Annotated in this window: 20 protein-coding genes; 5 read left to right on the top strand and 15 right to left on the bottom strand. The window is 37.0% G+C overall.

Features of this window, described 5'->3' with window-relative positions; all coding sequences use genetic code 11:
• The first annotated feature begins 61 nt into the window (after positions 1–61).
• A complete protein-coding gene (locus tag AC5XHR_RS07735) occupies positions 62–253 on the top strand; it encodes a hypothetical protein (protein ID WP_495950200.1) in 192 nt (63 codons plus the stop codon).
• 73 nt (positions 254–326) lie between these two features.
• Here the strand turns inward: AC5XHR_RS07735 and AC5XHR_RS07730 are convergent, their stop codons facing one another.
• A complete protein-coding gene (locus AC5XHR_RS07730) occupies positions 327–857 on the bottom strand; it encodes an outer membrane beta-barrel protein (protein ID WP_495950199.1) in 531 nt (176 codons plus the stop codon).
• Between the two features lie 127 nt (positions 858–984).
• Between AC5XHR_RS07730 and mnmA the strand changes: the two genes are divergently transcribed.
• Both mnmA and AC5XHR_RS07720 read left to right on the top strand, forming a co-directional pair.
• On the top strand, positions 985–2,172 hold the full coding sequence (gene mnmA / locus AC5XHR_RS07725) for a tRNA 2-thiouridine(34) synthase MnmA (protein WP_495950198.1): 1,188 nt from the start codon (positions 985–987) through the stop codon (positions 2,170–2,172).
• 35 nt (positions 2,173–2,207) lie between these two features.
• The gene (locus AC5XHR_RS07720; protein WP_495950197.1) at positions 2,208–2,588 is read left to right on the top strand and encodes a hypothetical protein; all 381 of its coding nucleotides are present in this window, start codon (positions 2,208–2,210) and stop codon (positions 2,586–2,588) included.
• A gap of 1 nt (position 2,589) precedes the next feature.
• Here AC5XHR_RS07720 and AC5XHR_RS07715 read toward each other — a convergent pair whose 3' ends face one another.
• From AC5XHR_RS07715 to AC5XHR_RS07685, 7 genes are all read right to left on the bottom strand, one after another.
• Positions 2,590–3,333 carry a LytR/AlgR family response regulator transcription factor gene (locus AC5XHR_RS07715; protein ID WP_495950196.1) on the bottom strand — a complete coding sequence of 248 codons (744 nt, stop codon included), beginning with the start codon at positions 3,331–3,333 and terminating at the stop codon, positions 2,590–2,592.
• A gap of 16 nt (positions 3,334–3,349) precedes the next feature.
• Positions 3,350–3,610, bottom strand: a complete 261-nt coding sequence (locus AC5XHR_RS07710; RefSeq protein WP_495950195.1) for a 2TM domain-containing protein — start codon at positions 3,608–3,610, stop codon at positions 3,350–3,352.
• Positions 3,611–3,614: 4 nt separating this feature from the next.
• A complete protein-coding gene (locus AC5XHR_RS07705) occupies positions 3,615–3,938 on the bottom strand; it encodes a 2TM domain-containing protein (RefSeq protein ID WP_495950194.1) in 324 nt (107 codons plus the stop codon).
• 12 nt (positions 3,939–3,950) lie between these two features.
• On the bottom strand, positions 3,951–5,270 hold the full coding sequence (locus tag AC5XHR_RS07700; RefSeq protein ID WP_495950193.1) for a 2TM domain-containing protein: 1,320 nt from the start codon (positions 5,268–5,270) through the stop codon (positions 3,951–3,953).
• A 53-nt stretch (positions 5,271–5,323) separates the two neighbouring features.
• Entirely contained in the window at positions 5,324–5,968 is a 645-nt protein-coding gene (locus AC5XHR_RS07695; protein WP_495950192.1) for a hypothetical protein, read from the bottom strand.
• Between the two features lie 102 nt (positions 5,969–6,070).
• Positions 6,071–6,739 carry a hypothetical protein gene (locus tag AC5XHR_RS07690; protein ID WP_495950191.1) on the bottom strand — a complete coding sequence of 223 codons (669 nt, stop codon included), beginning with the start codon at positions 6,737–6,739 and terminating at the stop codon, positions 6,071–6,073.
• Positions 6,740–6,799: 60 nt separating this feature from the next.
• Complete coding sequence (locus AC5XHR_RS07685; protein WP_495950190.1) at positions 6,800–8,977, bottom strand: TonB-dependent receptor; 2,178 nt, start codon at positions 8,975–8,977, stop codon at positions 6,800–6,802.
• A gap of 166 nt (positions 8,978–9,143) precedes the next feature.
• On the opposite strand from AC5XHR_RS07685, the gene AC5XHR_RS07680 reads away from it, so the two are divergent.
• Positions 9,144–9,641, top strand: coding sequence for a superoxide dismutase family protein (locus AC5XHR_RS07680; protein WP_495950189.1), 498 nt, complete (start codon positions 9,144–9,146; stop codon positions 9,639–9,641).
• 51 nt (positions 9,642–9,692) lie between these two features.
• Here the strand turns inward: AC5XHR_RS07680 and AC5XHR_RS07675 are convergent, their stop codons facing one another.
• Together AC5XHR_RS07675 and AC5XHR_RS07670 are read right to left on the bottom strand one after the other, a co-directional pair.
• Positions 9,693–10,088, bottom strand: a complete 396-nt coding sequence (locus AC5XHR_RS07675; RefSeq protein WP_495950188.1) for a hypothetical protein — start codon at positions 10,086–10,088, stop codon at positions 9,693–9,695.
• A 10-nt stretch (positions 10,089–10,098) separates the two neighbouring features.
• Complete coding sequence (locus AC5XHR_RS07670; RefSeq protein ID WP_495950187.1) at positions 10,099–11,502, bottom strand: nucleoside recognition domain-containing protein; 1,404 nt, start codon at positions 11,500–11,502, stop codon at positions 10,099–10,101.
• A 242-nt stretch (positions 11,503–11,744) separates the two neighbouring features.
• Here AC5XHR_RS07670 and AC5XHR_RS07665 point away from each other — a divergent pair, with 242 nt between their 5' ends.
• Positions 11,745–13,868, top strand: coding sequence for an elongation factor G (locus AC5XHR_RS07665; protein ID WP_495950186.1), 2,124 nt, complete (start codon positions 11,745–11,747; stop codon positions 13,866–13,868).
• Positions 13,869–13,932: 64 nt separating this feature from the next.
• Here the strand turns inward: AC5XHR_RS07665 and AC5XHR_RS07660 are convergent, their stop codons facing one another.
• The 5 genes from AC5XHR_RS07660 to AC5XHR_RS07640 form a co-directional block, all read right to left on the bottom strand.
• Positions 13,933–15,654, bottom strand: coding sequence for a M14 family metallopeptidase (locus tag AC5XHR_RS07660; protein ID WP_495950185.1), 1,722 nt, complete (start codon positions 15,652–15,654; stop codon positions 13,933–13,935).
• A 20-nt stretch (positions 15,655–15,674) separates the two neighbouring features.
• Positions 15,675–16,187: a DUF6973 domain-containing protein gene (locus AC5XHR_RS07655; protein ID WP_495950184.1), complete on the bottom strand. Its 513-nt coding sequence runs from the start codon at positions 16,185–16,187 to the stop codon at positions 15,675–15,677.
• A 52-nt stretch (positions 16,188–16,239) separates the two neighbouring features.
• The gene (accD, locus tag AC5XHR_RS07650) at positions 16,240–17,094 is read right to left on the bottom strand and encodes an acetyl-CoA carboxylase, carboxyltransferase subunit beta (RefSeq protein WP_495950183.1); all 855 of its coding nucleotides are present in this window, start codon (positions 17,092–17,094) and stop codon (positions 16,240–16,242) included.
• Between the two features lie 44 nt (positions 17,095–17,138).
• Positions 17,139–18,209 carry a class II fructose-bisphosphate aldolase gene (fbaA, locus tag AC5XHR_RS07645; protein WP_495950182.1) on the bottom strand — a complete coding sequence of 357 codons (1,071 nt, stop codon included), beginning with the start codon at positions 18,207–18,209 and terminating at the stop codon, positions 17,139–17,141.
• 95 nt (positions 18,210–18,304) lie between these two features.
• Complete coding sequence (locus AC5XHR_RS07640; RefSeq protein ID WP_495950181.1) at positions 18,305–19,168, bottom strand: NAD kinase; 864 nt, start codon at positions 19,166–19,168, stop codon at positions 18,305–18,307.
• Positions 19,169–19,170 lie beyond the last annotated feature (2 nt).

Genomic DNA, 19,170 nt, shown 5'->3' with positions numbered 1-19,170 from the left:
AATATTTTCACGAATCATAAAGGAATATTATTTGTATCTTAACGAAAACAAAATGTACGTTATGAGAAAGAGTGAAAAAAGTGTTTTGTTAGCGAGTGGTATCGGTTTGGTGGTTGCATTTGGGTTTTGGGCGTTGAAAAAATTTACCTCAAAACACCCAGAATACAATCCGTATAACGATTTTCAGCACTTGTTTTCGAACCAAGATTTTTCCGAAGAACATCATGGGGTTGAATATTATTCAGTCCGATAAGAATAGAAAAATACGAAACAAAAAAGCAGGCTTTAAAGCCTGCTTTTATATTTTCTGATAATTTAAAATCATTTTAAAGTCCAAAGACAATTCCGATATTAGGAACAAAACCACTGCTAAATACCGAAGAGTTTTCCTTATACAAAACGTTGTACGAAGCTCCCAACTGCATATAAGCACGATCACCAATACGCTGCATATATCCGGCGCCTAAATACAAAGCCGCTTCATCAGTAGAGTATTTTTGATTATTGTATTTGTCTTTTTGATTGATAAAATATTCCTGAAACAATCCCGAAATATAAAAACTTCTACCAAAATAGTAATTAGCAAAAGGACCAATCCCAAACATCGTGGAAGAATAGTATTTTGAATTTCCCCATGTAAAACCTCCCGCTACACCCACTTCAAAATCATCTGTGACACGATATCCAATTCTTGGCGAGATGCTGATTGTGGTTCCTGTACCACCACTTCCACCAGAAACCCCAACTCCAGCGCCTCCTCCGTACGTCCAACGAGAGTCAGTTTTGGAGGTGGAAATCATTTGTGAAAAAGCCATAACACTGAACGAAATCAGGAATAAAGAAGCTATCTTTTTCATCGCATTGTATTTTTTAATTCTATAAGGCAAATATAAAGCATTTATCACAGTTTAAGATTATTCCCTTTCAAAATCGTAAATTTGCAGTCTTCAAATGCAGAGTGTATTTTCTGCCTAATCAAAGATTATGAAAGTAGTAGTAGGATTGTCCGGTGGTGTTGATAGTAGTGTAGCAGCGTATCTGTTGCAGCAACAAGGTCACGAAGTGATTGGCCTTTTTATGCGAAATTGGAATGACGCATCCGTTACGTTGGAAGATGAATGTCCTTGGATAGAGGATAGTAATGATGCTTTGATGGTAGCCAAGAAACTTGGAATTCCGTTTCAAGTGATCGATATGAGCGAATTGTATAAAGAACGCATTGTTGATTATATGTTCGCCGAATATGAAAAGGGTAGAACGCCAAATCCTGACGTTTTATGCAACCGTGAAGTGAAGTTTGATGTGTTTCTGAAGACAGCCTTATCGCTTGGTGCAGAGAAAGTTGCAACGGGACATTATGCGCGTGTGAATTCTCACGTTGATGAATCTGGGAATGACGTTTTTCATCTTTTAGCAGGTAAGGATAACAATAAAGATCAATCGTATTTTCTTTGTCAGCTAAATCAAGATCAGCTTTCTAAAGCATTGTTTCCTATTGGAGAATTAACAAAACCTGAAGTTCGCGAAATTGCGAAAGAAATAGGATTGGTTACTGCAGATAAAAAAGATTCACAAGGTTTATGTTTTATCGGGAAGGTAAGTTTACCCGAATTTCTAAAACAACAACTGAAGCCAAAAGAAGGCGAAATTGTAGAGATTTTTAATGATTTTGAAGCTTTTCATCAAGAAAAGCCGCATTTTTCATCAAAAGAAGAAGAATTGGCTTTCCTTTCGAAAAAGATTGAATATCAGAAATCGGATGGAAAAGTAATTGGAAAACATCAAGGTGCGCAATATTATACGATTGGTCAAAGTAAAGGTTTGGGAATTGGTGGTCACAAAGAATCGTGTTTCTGTATTCATCGCGATATGGAAAACAATATTCTGTTTGTTGGCGAAGGACGAAATTTTCCAGGATTATTTTACAAAGCTTTGAAAATCAATAACGATGAGGTGCATTGGGTACGTGAAGATTTACGCTTAAAAGCGGGTGAGACTCGAGAGATTATGGCACGAATTCGCTACCGTCAAGGATTGGAAAAAGCGACTTTGTATCAATTTGAAGACGCTTGTTATATTGAATTTGATGTTCCACAATCTGCGGTTGCAGAAGGTCAATTTGCTGCGTGGTATGATGGTGAAGAGTTGTTAGGAAGTGGAGTTATTTCATAGAAAAGAGACGTTTAAATGAAAAAGTTTTACATTTTATGAAAAAACTTCTTTTGTTTTTATGCCTTTTGCTGATAGTTACTTCTTGCGTTGGTGCATCAAAATTTATGGGTACTTACGCAACGATTTTGAAAATAAAACCACATCAAAAAATTCAAATTGAACGAATTAAAGAGGATGGAAGTTTTTCATTTGAGATTGCAAATAAAGATCAATCAAACAAGCTGATAAAAGTGTATTCTTCAGATGGAACGCTGCTTCAAGTGCTTAACGATAAAGAAAGTCTAAAATTTACTTCCGAAGAAATAAAGGGAATTATCATTGAAAACCCTAATGATGTTCAAGTTAACGCACAATATTATGGTCGTGGAAGAGGCGGAAGCGTTCCAGAACCCGTAATTAAAACGATTGCGGATTAACTTAACTAGTAATCCATTCTTTAAAATCTTTTACACGATCCCGACTAACACTGATTTCTTCCGCTGGTTGAAAATCCAAATCCACTTTGAAATTAGGAGAGGTGTGAATATTTTTGATAGCCTTCAGTCGAATAATAAACTGACGATTTACTCGAAAAAAATCGGCATCTTCTAGCGATTTTTCCAATTCATCTAAAGTGAAATCCGTTGGGAAAGCTCTTTCGGAAGTTTGTGCGTACACAATTTTATTTTCGCTGTAGAAACAGCTCACTTCTTCAATAGGTACAATTTTGAGGTTGTAGCCGATTTTTGCGACAATTCTTGATATTTTCGGTTGATCTTTTTTGATGAGTTCTTTAAAATTCAACTGCTTGTAATGTTGATCTTGAGGCGCAAACGATTTGTATTTTTCAATGGCAGCCGAAACGTCTTCTTCCGTTATTGGCTTTAATAAATAATCAATTGAATTGAGTTTAAACGCTTTCAACGTATAATTATCAAACGCCGTTGTGTAAATGATAAAACTTCGACTTGGGACTTTTTCAAAAATATCGAACGACAATCCATCTCCCAAAACGATATCGGAAAATACCAAATCAGGGTGTTCATTATTTAGCAAATAATCAATACTTTCTTCTACTGAATGTAATGTTGCAAGATGTTCAATATCAGTAAACAAACCTAAAATTCGTTCTAGTTTTCTCGCGGCTGGTTTTTCGTCCTCAATCAAAATTGTTTTTATCATAAACTTGTCGTCTTTTTTACTTTTTCATTAATTCTTGAATCTTTTTCTCCTCCCAACTTTTTCCAGCGAAAAGATAAATGCTATACCCTAAAATACTAATGGTACAACAGGTTGTTGGGAACCAAAACCAATGATAATCTGGAGTTGTCTTTATATTTAAAAAGTATAAAAAAGGGACTAATAAAACAAGACCAACGATCATAATATAGAATGATTTCAGTTCTGTAACCCGTTCTTTTGCTCTTTTATAGGATTTGTTTTCGTTTAGGGTTTCCATGATTTTAGTTTTTATATTTTTCCATGAATTCCTGAATTTTCTTTTCTTCCCAGTTCTTGCCCATGACAAAATTAGGAAGAAAGACCACACCTGCATGAATCAAAATGACAATTCCCCATAAAATGGCTGTTCCGAAAGAATCAATTCCCCAATTTACTTCATGTTTCATATTGGAAATGATGATAATAGCATTAACAATCAAATAGATAAAAAAATGGGTGTAGAATGATTTTAATTCTCTTAGTCTATTTTGTGCTCTCAAATAGCGATGCCTTTCGTTAATATCCGGGAAACGCTCTTCTAGTTCTGGATACTTTGTATGTTCCATGGTGATTTCGTTTTAGGATTTGTAACGGTCTTTTTCCATAAGCTCTTTAATCTTGCGATCTTCCCAATTTTTTCCAATTCCGAAAACTTGGAAACCGTGCGAAACTACCCCAATTCCCCAACCCAACATCGGCCACCAAAACCAATGGTATTCGGGTGAAGTTCTCAGGTTGACAAAGATTAAAAATGGGATGACAAGACAGTAGGAGATAAGGTTTCCGTAAAATCCTTTGATTTCTTTTACACGTTTTACAGCTCGGTCGTATGCTAAAACATCGTTGGTATTCATTTTATTTTCCATGGTGGTTATTTTTTCTGTTAAGATGGGTATTAAAACTTTAAAATAGTCGTCCGATTGCTCTATATGGACATTTTTCTTTGATACAAGCGAATATCGCTGAACAATATTGGATAAGCCAATGCCTTCCCGTTCTTTGATAATTTCTCGCACTTGCGTGTTGTTTTGAACACATAAATTTCCATTTTCAGTGAAAATTTTGATGTGTAATGGTTTTTTTTCGGTTGCGTAATTATGTTTTATCGCATTTTCCAAAAGCAATTGCAACGAAAGCGGAACAACATAATTAGAAAGCTGACTGTCTTCTATTTGAAATTCAAACGAAACACTGTCTTCAAATCGGGTTTTTAATAATTCACAATAGGTTTTCGCAAAGTTGATTTCCTCCGAGATGGTCACCAATTCTTTGTCTTTTTGATCAAGAACATAGCGATAGATTTTCGACATGTCGTTGGTAAATCGCTGAGCTTGTTGTGGATTTTCCTCAATCAAGGCATCCAAAACATTTAACGAATTAAACAAAAAATGCGGATCTAGTTGATTTTTAAGGCTTTCAAACTGAGCGTTCGCAGACTTTGCAATAATTTTTTGCTCGACAACTTGTTTTCTTGCTGACGCCTTCCAAGCCTCCATAAAAGCTTTGGCATGAAGCACTGCTGAAACCATCAACGAAAGATTTAGGAAAAACCAAATTCGGAAATTCATCTTTCCATTCCACATATTTTGCGGTTCTTCTCCCTGAATTAGTATGAAATTGACGTAATTGCAAATGTAAACAAGAAGTAAGTTTATAATAACTGTAACGATTATCCCGATGTAGGTTCTTTTTTTGGTTTCGATTGTCCATGGGTATTTTTTATTGAGATAATCATTCAAAACCCCATTTCCAACCCCAAAAGCATACGAATACAAGAAGGAAATTCCCATAGAATAGGCAAAAACTCTTGGTGAGTACTCGTCAGACATGAACAGAAAAGCAAGAATACCAATTGTAATTGCGATAACATTAATGCTTATAAACGCTTTTTTATTCATGAGGATTTCTACCTTAGATTACTACAATTTTCTTCGTTTGAAAGACTCCTAAATTAAGGTTTTTGCGCTAAAAAATACTCTGCTTCCGCTTTCCCCCAATTTGGCGCTTGTGCACTTGCTGGTTTATAGCTGCCGTATTGTTCGATTGCTTTTTTGAAAAGCTCAATTCCTTTTTCTTTGCTTCCACCAAATTGTGCTGGTGTAAAGTAGGTGTCTTCCGCTTTTAGCAAGGTAACTCTCGGGTTTGTGGGATCCAAAGCTTCTGCTTTTCCTAACGCTTCATTGGCAGCCATTCCTTCCGTCATATAACGAGACATTGGGTCAACCATCATTTTTAGGGAGTGAATCATCTTTTGAAGAATCAGAATTTCCGCATTGTCTTTGCTTAATGCTGAGGCTTGATCTAGGCTTTTTTGTGCTTCGGCAGCAATCGCATCTAGGTCAGATAATTTGTTTTCTCGCATAAGCATTCTCCCTTTTTGGATTTGTGCAAAAGTCGCGTAGTAATATGGAAGCCACTGTGTTTTTTCCTTTTCGCCAATGCGTTTAAAATCGTTGGACAAAGCGGTAAATTCATCTTGAGAAAGGTGACTTTCAATTTTAGCAATTTTGCCATTCATTGCGGTTTCGTATCCAGTTTGTGCAGAAACGTGTAAGGTCATTACCATAAACACACCTGCGATCCATAATTTTTTCATTGTGCTGATTTTTAAATTATGAACCAAAGGTAAAGGCTTTCGAAAACGAATGATAATTTTTCTTACCGAAAGGCAATTTTTGAATACTGAATGGTAAAACGCTTATTTTTTTGCGTTTTCAAGAAGCTTTTCAACGATTTCTTTTCCCCAATTTGGGTGCAGATTTGATTCGGGTTTGAAGGTTTCAAACTGTCCCAAAGCCTTCTGAAGTTGCTCGATTCCTTTTTCCTTATTTCCACCATATTGCTTCGATGTAAGAACTAAATCTTCACCAATAAGCATGGTAACTCTCGGGTTTTTTGGAAATTTTTTACGCATTTCTGAAACCAACTGAACCGCCATGGGACCGCCGTTTTGATATATTTCTGATGGTTTTATGTATTTTTCAAGCTGATAAATCAACTTTTGTAAAACCAAAATTTCGGGATTGTTTGGGCTTAATTTTTTTGCAGCGTATAGCGGCTTTTGTGCGTGATAAGCCACATCTTCGATTTCCTTATTCTTGTTTTCTTGAACCAGAATTTGACCTTTTAAAATAAGTAAATAAGAAGCATAATAGTAAGGAAGCCACTCTTTTTTTTCTTTATCCGCCAATTCTAAAAATTCGGCCGAAAGTTGAGTTAGTTGGTCTTGGTTTTGAGAGGTTTTTGCAGCCTCAACACGAGAAACTTTTTCACTAAGAAGTTCAAGATAAGTAGGTTCTTTCTCTACTTGTGCGGATAGGAGCACAGAAAAAAAGACGCCTAATGCTATACAAAAGGGTTTCATCATTGTTTGTTTTTCATGACAAAATTAGAAATTTTTATACTTCAAAACAAAAACGATGATTTCCTATAAATTATTGTTTATCGCATCGTTGGTTCTATCAACACCAAAACTGATGAATGCACCTACGAATACAAACGTTTTTACTGGCGGAAGTATTGGTGATTTATATGCTCCATTTTGACTGAAATTATACCCGTAAATATTATTGTTTCCAAGAATGTTTGAAACACTTAAAACCAAAACAGTAAAGGCTTTTGTATCTTTTTTTCCAAGATTGGGTAGGTAGTTCAAACTAAAATTCATAGACGAGTAGTCTTTTAAACGACCGTATTCACGCATAATGTTGCTCCCATTTTCGGTAACGATATCGTAATACGGACGACCACTCGCATAGTTGTATGAAATGTTGAGGCCGGTTTTCCAAGTTGGAACAAATTTCTTTGCTACCAACGAAAGTGTATGTTTTGCGGCGAAATTTGGCGTCATTTTGATTGGAAAATTTAAGAAATCACGTTGGGTATCCAAATAGGAATATGTAACCCAATAATCAATGGTTTTGAAGGTTTTTTTGTCTTTCCAGAAAAACTCTAAACCTTTGGCTTGTCCGTTTCCATTGTTGCTATAAGCCGTTTGAATGTAATTGTCACCTTTGGTTTTGGTTAATTTATCGTAGTTTTTCAAGAAAGCTTCTAAACGTAAACTTCGTCCTTCCGAATTTCGTTGAAGTTGAAAAATATAATGTTCCGCTTTTTGAAATGTCAACGCCGCATCCGAATTCAAATATTTACTTTCTGGGTTTTGATAAAACAAGCCATAAGCAAAAGAGGCCGTCCAATTGGGTGAAATTCGATACGCTAAAGCAAGTCTTGGCGCAAAATTCGATTTGTCTAAAAAGGAAGAGTGTTCGGTTCGTAAACCCAATTTTGCAGAGAAATGATTGCTCAAACTCCAATCCGATTCGGCGAAAAAGGATGAAATTAAATCACGGTATTTTTTATTGGAGTTGTTTGATTCGGAAGCATTATTCAATTCAAAACCAGCTCTAACGATCGTTTTCACGCCTAGTTTTCTATCAACAATTCCTTTCAGATTAAAGTAATTTCCTTTTTCATTCACATCAAATTCGCGCGAAGTTTGATCTTGCAGAAGGTCGAAATTTAAATCATTTTGGTTATTCGCAACAGACGTAGAAAGGTTTAAGCCGTATTTTCCAACTTTTTCACGATAAGAAAGCGTATGAAATGTGTTGTGCGCGTTTAGGTTAATTTGTTGTTTTCCCAATTCATTTTCCGAACGAACAGCCATTTTATTTTGATCGTAACTTCCGTAATATTTCAACATGCCGCCATTTTTCGTTTTGATTCTCAAATTAGCATCGGCACCAATTCCTTGCGGAGCTTTTGAAAAATCAGTGTCGAAATTGAGAATCTTTTGCATCAAATCTAAATTGGAATACGAAAGACTCGCTCCGTACGAAGAGGTTTTCGACTTCGATAATCGCTGCACACTTCCTGACAGAAAAATGGGTGAAACGCCGAAATCATACGAAGACGTATCAGGGAGATCGACACTTTCCAAAATAAGAACTCCGGAAAGCGCTTGCCCATAAAGCGCAGAATATCCGCCACTAGAAAATACATTTCCTTTGAAAAGTGACGTGTTAAAGCGGTCGCGACCAGCAATCCCCGGAACGGAAGATGAAAAATAATTGTTGATTAGGTTTCCATCCATGAAAATTTTACTTTCGGTTCCCGTTCCACCTCGAATGAACAAGCCTTCGGATTCACCAACACGTTGTACACCTGGAAGATAATTTAAAGCTGAAGTGATTTGACCATCAGCACCTGCAGTTGTGTAAATATCAAGCGGAGTAAGCAATGCTGTTGCTCGTTTTTTGTCGCTGGCTTCAATCGAGCCTACAGAAATCACCAGCGCGTCAATTTCATTGAAGGCTTCTTTTAACGAAATATTTCTCTGAATATTTTCACTCTCAAGTGTTATGTTTTCTGAATAATCAACGAATTTTGGATTCGTGAAAACTAGTTCGAAATTTCCTTTTTCCGTCGTTTCAAAGCTATAATTTCCTTGCTCATCGGTGGTTGCGCCATCGTAGGTGTCTTTCAATGTTACCGAAATATCTTTTACGCCTTTGTTTTTATAGGTTACTTTCCCAGAAATTTTTATTTGAGCGTTTCCGATTATAAAAAGCAGAAAGAGTAAAAAGGAAAATTGAGTTTTCATAGGGATTTATTTGTTATTCCAAAAGTAGAATGTTCCAAGATTTCATGCGAATTAATTTTACTGAATGGTAATTTTTTAGTTCTCAATCGTAATTATGTAAAAAAAGGAAAGGAAAAAGTCCCTACAATTGGTTAAATTTGAAAGTAAATACATAAAATATAAACTTATGAAGAAAATACTACTTGTTTTGGGTGCGATGGCACTTATAACATCTTGTACCACAACCAAAACGTATCGAATTAATTCGAAAAGCTATACGCAAACGCAAGGAACGGCCGTATTTACCCAAAAAGGAAAAGAGGTAACCATGGAAATCAACGCGTATAAGCTTTCACCAGGAGAGCATGCGATTCATATTCATGAGAAAGGAGATTGCTCGGCAACAGACGCGAGTTCTGCCGGTGGACATTGGAATCCGACGAGCCACGACCATGGGAAATGGGGTGAAGGAGAGTTTCACATGGGAGACATCGGAAACATTAAAGCAAATGCGCAAGGAACGGGACAATTGGTTTTCAAGACGGATAAGTGGTGTCTTGGATGTAAAGACGAGACTAAAAATATTATTGGTAAATCAATCGTCATACACGCAGCAAAAGATGATTTTAAAACGCAACCAACAGGAAATGCTGGCGGAAGAGTCGGTTGTATTGAAATTAAATAATTTAAATTCGATAGTTTAAATAAAAATCCTACCAATTTTGGTAGGATTTTTTTAGTTAAGTGCGTTGGAAAGTTCTGTAATCCTTCCCATAACCGGAATGGAAAATACCGAACTTTTCTGTAACCATAATTCGTAAAAAGTTTTTGCTTTTAAAGCCAAATCTTGATTAGAAGTATCTTTTTTGAATGCGAAATAAAATAGATTTCCAAGTAAATCGTAATAATCTGCTTGATGATGCAGGTCTTTTTCAGAAACCATTTCTTCAATTTCTTCATTTGATTTAGAAGCTAATTCTTCAAAACTCATTTTGAAAATATCTCTCATTTGAGTTTCGAATGCCATTTGCGAATCTTCTAATTCACCTTCGTTTTTACCGAGAATCAATTTGGATAAGAAGTTAGAGAACTCTTTAACCATGCGGATAATATAATCTTTATCGTGTATCATTTTTATAAAATTAAGCGAAAAACAAATAAGCCAAACCAATTGCGGTAATAACACCAACCAGATCGGCAAGTAACATCGCAACAACCGTATATCGGGTGTTTTTAACGGCAACGGCGCCAAAATAAACGGCAATCACGTAGAACGTCGTATCCGAACTTCCTTGCAGTACCGCAGCTAATTTTCCTTGGAAACTATCCGCACCAAAAGTCGCCATCGTGTCTACCATCATTCCTCTAGCGCCTGATCCTGAAAGCGGCTTAATTAAGGCTGTTGGAAGTCCATCGACAAATCGCGTGTCGAGATTGGCAATATTAGCTACCCATTTCATTCCGTCGATAATGACATCAAAAACCCCTGACGTTCTCAAGAGCGAAATCGCGATAAGCATTCCTACTAAGTACGGAATAATCTTCACACAGGTTGTAAAACCTTCTTTGGCTCCATCAATAAATGCATCAAAAACATTGATTTTCTTATAAATTCCACCCAAAACAATCGCGAGAAAAATAAATAAAATCAAACCATTACTTAAAACTTTAGAAAACGTATCGAGTTCGTCTTTGCTTAGTCGAACCAAATAAACGACCAATAAACCAATTAAAGCCGAAATTCCACCAACATACGCAATAACAATCGGCTGCAATAAATTGATTTTCTGATAAATTGATACAATAATCATCGCCGCCATTGTTGCTGCGAATGTTGCAATCATACAAGGAAGAAAGATATCTGTTGGCGTATGGGATCCCATACTAGCTCGAATGGCAATAATGGAAACCGGAATTAAAGTCATCCCGCCCGCATGCAAGCACAAAAACATGATTTGCGCATTACTGGCGGTATCTTTATTCGGATTTAAAGACTGCAAACTTTCCATGGCTTTTAGTCCAAAAGGCGTTGCTGCATTGTCCAAGCCTAAAAGATTGGCACTGAAATTCATCAACATATGTCCAAAAGACGGATGGTTTTTGGGGATTTCAGGAAATAGTTTAGAAAAGAAAGGTTGAATAAATCGCGAAAGCAAATTAATTCCACCCGCTTTTTCAGCAATACTCATAAAGCCCATAAATAGGGTCATAATTCCAATTAAACCTAAACATATTTTAACAGCCGTTTCGGAAGTTCCGATAACACCATCGGCTTCTTGAACGCGATAAACAGCTACATTTTGCTTTAAAGAATCGGTTTTGTAATGAATTCTTCCCACCGCTCCATCGGTAGATTGAGCGAGCGATTTTTGAGCTTCCGGACTTAACGTTTGAAATTGCGTTTTTGCAATTTGCACCGTATCACCCGTTTTCCCGACAACCATATCGTTGTAGATACTTTGATAATTGTCCGAAGAAATATATTTAATACTGGCAACGAGAACCGCAATAATGATAAACGCGGACCAAATTCTGCTAAGCACCATTTGTAAAAATTTTGATAAAAGTAGGGAAAAAAATGATGCTGCTTTTTAGATTCGGGAAAGAATTGAAGTTTAGAACACGATTTTTTAAGTTACGCAAAGATTTTGAATTCGCAGATAATAAAAATCAGCACAAAAAAACAATAATGGCTCTTTTTCTTTTGTAACTTTAAGTTCCTAAAAATCAAATGCTAGGCATTTCCTTTTTGGCACAAAACGAATTATTAATCTTAAATAATCTTATTATGAGTGCTAAATCTAAAGACTTACGAAATGTAGTGTTGCTTGGACATACGGACAGCGGCAAAACAACGCTTATTGAGACGATGTTATACGAAGGAGGAGCGATTAAACGCCGCGGCACGATAGAAAATCACAATACTGTTTCGGACGATACCGACATTGAACACGAACGTGAAGGAACAATTTTCTCGCATCAAATGTTTGTGAATTGGAGAAACAATAAAATCAACATTTTGGATACACCGGGCTTCGACGATTTTGTTGGTGAAGTAGTGGCTCCATTAAAAGTTGCGGATACCGCTTTATTGGTTTTAAATGCCGCAAACGGTGTAGAAGTAGGAACTGAATTGGTTTGGGAATACATTGAACGTTACGAGACGCCTTCAATGTTTGTCATCAACCAAATGGATCATCCCAAAGCGGATTACGATAAAACGTTGGAACAAGCTAAAGAGCGTTTCGGACCGAAACTTATTCCAGTTCAATATCCGATGAATTCTGGAGCAAATTTTAATAAAATTATTGATGCGCTTCGCATGGTAATGTATGAGTTTTCATCTGAAGGAGGAAAACCTGAGAAAAAAGAGATTCCAGAATCGGAATTGGCTAAAGCTAAAGAAACGCACAACGCCTTAGTCGAAATTGCTGCTGAAAACGAAGACGGTTTAATGGAAAAATATTTTGAAGCGGGAACACTTTCGGAAGAAGAATTAGCCAAAGGATTGACTTTAGCTTTAGCAAAACAGCAGTTCTTTCCACTATTTGTGGCTTCGGGATTGAAAGACATGGGAAGTGGACGAATCATGGGCTTTATTGATGATATTGCGCCATCGCCTTTGGAACGGCCAAAACGTGTTTTGGAAACGGGCGAAGAGGTGGCCTACGACCCAAATGACAAAACAACGATCTTTATTTATAAAACGGCTTCGGAACCGCAGGTTGGCTTGGTTTCGTATTTTAAAGTCATCAGTGGAACGTTAAAACCAGGCGATGAATTGGTTAATGCAGAAAATGATGAGGTAGAACGAATTACGCAATTATTTGTTTCCGAAGGTAAAGAACGAATTTCTGTTCCGCAATTGGAAGCGGGAGATTTAGGCGTTACTGTTAAATTAAAATCGGCTAAAACCAATACAACACTGAATGCAAAAGGGTTGAATCGTAAGATTAGGCCGATGATTTTCCCCGAAAGTCGAATTCGAAAAGCAATTTCTACGGAGTCTTCAAGCGAAATGGAAAAGCTGATTGTTGCGCTTCATAAATTAGAAACTGAAGATCCAACATTACGCGTGGAGCAATCTCCTGAATTAAAGCAAACCATTCTTCATGGTCAGGGACAACTTCATTTAGATCTGGTTCAGCAACGTTTAGAAAAGGATTTTGGAATCAAAATGACGTATGCAAATCCAAAGATTTCCTATCGTGAAACGATTACTGGAAAAGCGGATGCGGATTATCGTCATAAAAAACAGTCGGGTGGAGCGGGGCAATTTGGTGAAATTCATCTTCGAGTAGAAAACTATTTTGAAGGAATGGCAGAACCCGAAGGAGTGAGTATTCGTCAAAAAGAAGTGGAAGATTTGCCTTGGGGTGGAATACTCGCCTTTTACTGGTGTATCGTGGGTGGAGCCATTGATTCCCGCTATATTGGCGCGATCAAAAAAGGAATTATGCAGCAAATGAGTGAAGGTCCGTTGACCGGTTCGCGTTGTCAAAATATTCGCGTTTCTGTTTATGATGGAAAAATGCATAGTGTGGATTCCAATGATATTTCGTTTCAATTAGCAGCTTCGGGAGCATTTAAAGATGCTTTTTTCAAGGCAAAACCGCAACTTTTAGAGCCGATGTACCATGTAGAAATTCTATGTCCGGATGAAAATACGGGCGATGTGATGGGCGATTTGCAAACGCGAAGAGCGATTATTTCAGGAATGGATACCGAAGGACATTATCAAAAAATTATTGCCGAAATTCCTTTAGCCGAAATGCATGATTATGGATCAACATTACGGTCAATAACTGGTGGAAGGGCGAAATTCAGCATGAAGTTTTCCGAATATCAATTGGTTCCCGCGAATGTGCAGCAAGAACTGATTAAGAAAAATGAATTGCTAGAAAGCGTATAATATTTTTATCATTTTATCTTTCAAAGGTTCGGGTTGACAACTTCGTTGTCAACCCGAACTGTTATTATAAAACTCTATAAATAGGATATCGACGGAATGTTTTTTCAAAATAATCGGAGTTTTTATACACCCAATCGAGTTGTGCTTTTGGATCTTTTGCAAATGCAGGATCACTCGCTTTTTTCTGCTCAAATTGAGTTTTTAGTTTTGGATTTGTTTTGAAAAGTTCTGCAGCTGTGTCTTCAAAAACATACGCAGAATAGTATTCTTTTTGACCTAAAATGGCATCAAAGAAATTCCAGTTGAAAAAGGAATCTACCGCTTCCGGCTCTAAGGTTTCTAAAAGATATTGAATTCCATTTTGGTTTGTGGAAACCAGATAATCGCCTTTTCGTAGTTTCACTTGCTCAGAATTAGATTTCACTTTGGTGTCAAAATGAAGATAATGCCCTTCGTATGGAGATTTTACGGTTTGGAAATCATCAAAATAATACACTTGCGCAGCCAAGGCAGAATCTGTTTTGATTTGCTTCATTTCAATGGCGTTTCGTTTTAAATGTTCAAGAACTTTCCATTCGGATTGCGGAATCACATAAAACTTCGGAATAGAAACCGACTTTACCGCTTGATATTGATCGAAAAATTTGACTTTTTTAGAAAAAGGTTTATTTCTATCATAAAATAATCGTGGGGCTCCGCTTATTTCACTTGGTTTGTAACCCGCTTCAAAACCTTTAAAATCAAATTGGGTGTATCGGGTTGAATCTAATTTCCATTGAATAGGATAGGTTGGTTTTTCTAATACTGTTTTGAAGTTTTCCGCTTGTTTTGAACGAACTTTTTCTCTATTCTTTTCTAAATACTGAATCGTAGAAAGCATGTACTCTTCCGTCACCGCAACTCTGGTTGCATATGGTTTCAGCATGTGCGTTTCCACAACAACTCCGGGAATATTGAACAACGTTGTATAGCCAGTTGCGTATCTTGGACTGTCCATAAAAGCTGGAAAACCAACATCGGGAACATCTCCGTGAATGTTGACATACGGAACGTGCAGAATTTTCTTTTCTTCCAATTTTTTCAAGATTGCAGGTTGCATTTCGTCATGAAGAAAGGAGCCGAGTTTTTCCCCTAAACGATTTCTGTTGGTCGAAATATAAGTGAATGCATATTGATAATCTGCTCCGTTACTGACGTGATTGTCAATAAAGTAAATTGGATTTGTATAATGTAAAATCTTTTGAAAGGAAGCTGCGTTTTTAGAATCCGCTTTAATGAAATCCCGATTCAAATCAAAGTTTCGAGCGTTTCCTCGAAAACCATATTCCTCTGGACCGTTTTGATTCGCGCGAGAATGAGCCGTTCGATTTAGCATTCCACTAATGTTGTAAGCCTGAATACTTGCAATGATAATATTCTTTGGAGCCGTTTTTCTACCTTCGGCAAAATCGCGAAGCATCATCATAGAAGCATCAATTCCGTCGGGTTCTCCCGGATGAATTCCATTATTAATCAACAAAACACTTTTGTCTTTTCTTTTGAGATCAAACGTTCCATCGGCACTAAACAAAACGAATTTAAGTGGTTCGCCATTATCATCTTCACCCATGGTTTCAACTTTAATGGACTCGTGTTTTTTATCTAAAGCATCAAAAAATTGAAGCATTTCTGCATACGTTGTTGTTTGATTGCCGTTTCCTTTTTCGTAAGGAGTTTTCAATTGTTGGGCGACAATAGATGAGGTAACGCCCATTACTAAAAGGGACGTGATAATGGATTTGATCATAGTAGATAAAATGAGCGAGTTTACTTGGATAAATATACTAAAGCTTGCCCAAGATTTTGATCAACATCGTTCAAAATTTCGGCATTTTTAGTCATGACTTTTAATTTTTCAACAAAGAAACTGGATTCGAAAAACTGACGATGAATTCCGGGAAGCATTTCCATAAACAAATCCATCCCAATTTGGTTGTTGTGCAAATCCATTTTGGTTTCTAATGGCTCGTTCGGAAAAAGTTCTTCGTGCATATCGGTCATGGATTTGGTCCATTTCAGCGCTTTTTTGGGAGAAGAAATTTTGCAACAGTACATCAGAATAAGGCAACACCATAATGCGTGACGAAATGCATTCCCTTTACCGCTTGTAGAATGGGTATTGGGATAATGTTTTCGGGCAAGATTGAATGATTTCGCAGTCGCATGAAAACTGAGAATGGCAAACCAAGGATGCCTAGCGACCAATTTGGTCAATCGCCACAGTTTCTTAACGCTCAACGAGCGTAGCGAATTGAATAGTATTTTAATTGTTCTTGCCATAATAAAGAAATCTCACCTTGAAGAAGGTGAGATTTATCTATTGAGTTTGAAATTAAGCTTTTGTGTAAAGCAATTTTACTGTTTTTGAGACGGTTTCTTTCGCTTCTGTTCTTTTTACGATGAAATCAACAAAGCCTTTTTCTTGTAAAAATTCAGAGGTTTGGAAACCTTCAGGAAGGTCTTTTCCAATCGTTTCACGGATAACACGAGGTCCTGCAAAACCAATTAAAGCGCCTGGTTCAGCCATAATAATGTCCGCAGTCATTGCAAAAGATGCCGTAATCCCACCAAAAGTTGGATCACACAAATACGCGATGTACGGAAGTCCAGCGTCTGAAAGCTGAGCTAATTTGGCTTGAACTTTAGCTAATTGCATTAATGAAAAAGCAGCTTCTTGCATTCTCGCACCACCAGATTGACAAATAATCATATAAGGAAGTTTATGCTTGATCGCATAATCAATCGCTCGGCTGATTTTTTCACCCATCACCGAACCTAATGATCCACCGATAAAGGCAAAATCCATACACGAAATCACCATTTCCGTTCCACCAACTTTTCCAACTGCATTGCTAATCGAATCGTTTAGTTTGGTTTTGGCTTTTACGTCTTTCAAACGATCGGTATAGGCTTTGGTATCTTTGAAATTCAAGATATCAACACTTTCCACTTTTTCGTCTAACTCTTTATATTTTTCGTCATCGAAAAGGATTCCGAAAAACTCTCTACTTCCGATTCGTACATGGAAACCGTCTTCTGGAGAAACGTAGCTGTTCGCTTTTAGCTCATCGTATTCGATGATTTTCCCTGTAGGAGTTTGGTGCCAAAGCCCTTTAGGAACGTCTTTTTTCTCCTCTGTAGTAGTGGTTATATTTTTTGCTTTTCTTTTAAACCAGTCGAATGCCATAGTTTGATTTCTTATTAAATTTTCGGGGTGCTAATGTACGACTCTTATTTCAAAGTCCCTACATTATTAAGATCCTCAAATGCTTGAGTTAATCTCGTGATGAAAGTATCTTCACCTTTTCTTACCCAAACTCTTGGGTCGTAGAATTTCTTATTCGGCTTTTCTTCACCTTCTGGGTTTCCGATTTGCGTTTTAAGATAATCGATATTCGAAATCATATAATCGCGGATACCTTCTGTATAAGCGAACTGAAGATCCGTATCAATATTCATTTTGATCACACCGTAACCAATGGCTTCACGAATTTCTTCTAAGCTCGATCCAGAACCGCCGTGGAATACGAAGTTTAGAGGCTTATCTCCTAAACCGTGTTTCTCTTGAAGGAACTTCTGAGAATTATCTAAAATTTTCGGTGTTAACACCACGTTTCCTGGTTTGTAAACTCCGTGAACATTTCCGAATGCTGCAGCAATTGTAAAGTTTGGAGAAATCGCGTTCAGTCTTTCGTAGGTATAAGCAACATCTTCTGGCTGCGTGTATAACAATGAGTTATCTACGCTAGAGTTATCAACACCATCTTCTTCACCTCCTGTAACTCCAATTTCTACTTCAAGAGTCATATCCATTTTTGCCATTCTCTCGAAATATTTGCAAGAAATATCCAAGTTCTCTTCTAGTGGCTCTTCAGAAAGATCCAACATATGAGATGAGTAAAGTGATTTTCCATGAGATTTGAAATGTGCTTCGTTTGCATCCATCAAACCGTCAATCCATGGAAGTAATTTTTTAGCACAGTGGTCCGTGTGAAGAATTACCGTTGCTCCATAAGCTTCTGCTAACGTATGGATGTGTTTTGCACCTGCGATAGCACCTAAAATTGCTGATTTTTGACCATCATTGCTCAATCCTTTTCCTGCGTTGAACGCCGCCCCACCATTAGAAAACTGAATAATTACAGGCGCATTAAGTTTTGCCGCCGTTTCCATCGTTGCATTGATGTTGCTAGATCCAATAACATTAACTGCCGGAAGTGCAAACTTGTTCTCTTTTGCATATTGAAAAATGTCTGTAACCAAGTTACCTGTGGCAACACCTGCCGGAAAAATTCTGCTCATAGCGATCTGTTTTTTATATTTTTTATTAGAGTAAATTCAAACCAAACGTCTGTAAAAGACGTGATGTAAAGTTACTAAATTTTAGGTGAATATTTTTAGTTTCTCTTATCCTGTCCCCAAAGGAGTTTTTGGCGGATTGTTTCGTAAAAGCTTAAGTTTTTTGGTTGAATTAAGTGAACTAAAAAATCGGCTTTTCGAAGGGTGATTTCAATATCCGTGTCCATGTGAACCAACCTCGAATCTAATGACAATGAGTATTGTGGAACTCGACTTTCTACTTTTAAGGTGATTTCTACATTATCATTGACCACGATTGGACGAACATTTAAATTATGTGGCGCAATCGGAGTGATCGCGAAATTTTCATTGTCTGGTGAAATAATTGGTCCACCACAACTTAAAGAATACGCTGTAGACCCTGTGGGAGTCGAAAGAATTACACCATCACCCCAAAAAACATTAAGAAATTCATTGTTCAAAAAGGAATCAACGGTAATCATGGACGTTGTTTCCTTGCGAGAAATAGTGACGTCATTTAAGGCAAAAGGATAAAAATCACCTTTCGGTGAAACCACTTCGATGACTGATCTCTTGCTGATTTTCACATTTCCTGTAAGAACATCGTCAAGTTGCTTAAAGATTTCTTCTTTCGTGAAACTTGCCAAAAATCCGAGTCGGCCCGTATTAACACCAACAACCGGGATTTCTGTGTCTTCAATAAATAGAAGCGAATTCACAATCGTTCCATCTCCACCAAACGTGAAAAATATAGAAACTTCTTTTTCTAAAAGGTCTTCTTTCTTTGTAAATGTTTCGAATTTCTTTGAAAACTGCATGGCTTCTGCAGTTCCCGAATAAATAACCGATTTTACATTTCGTTTATCTAGCTCCGAAATAAATTTGCTGAGATACAAAAACGTATCCAAGTCATTTTTCTGCGTATATACTGCTGCAACCATCT

The organism is Kaistella sp. CFF1-2 (assembly GCF_059509915.1).
Note: the sequence above shows the minus strand (reverse complement) of the source record. Positions and strands in the feature narration are given on the sequence as shown.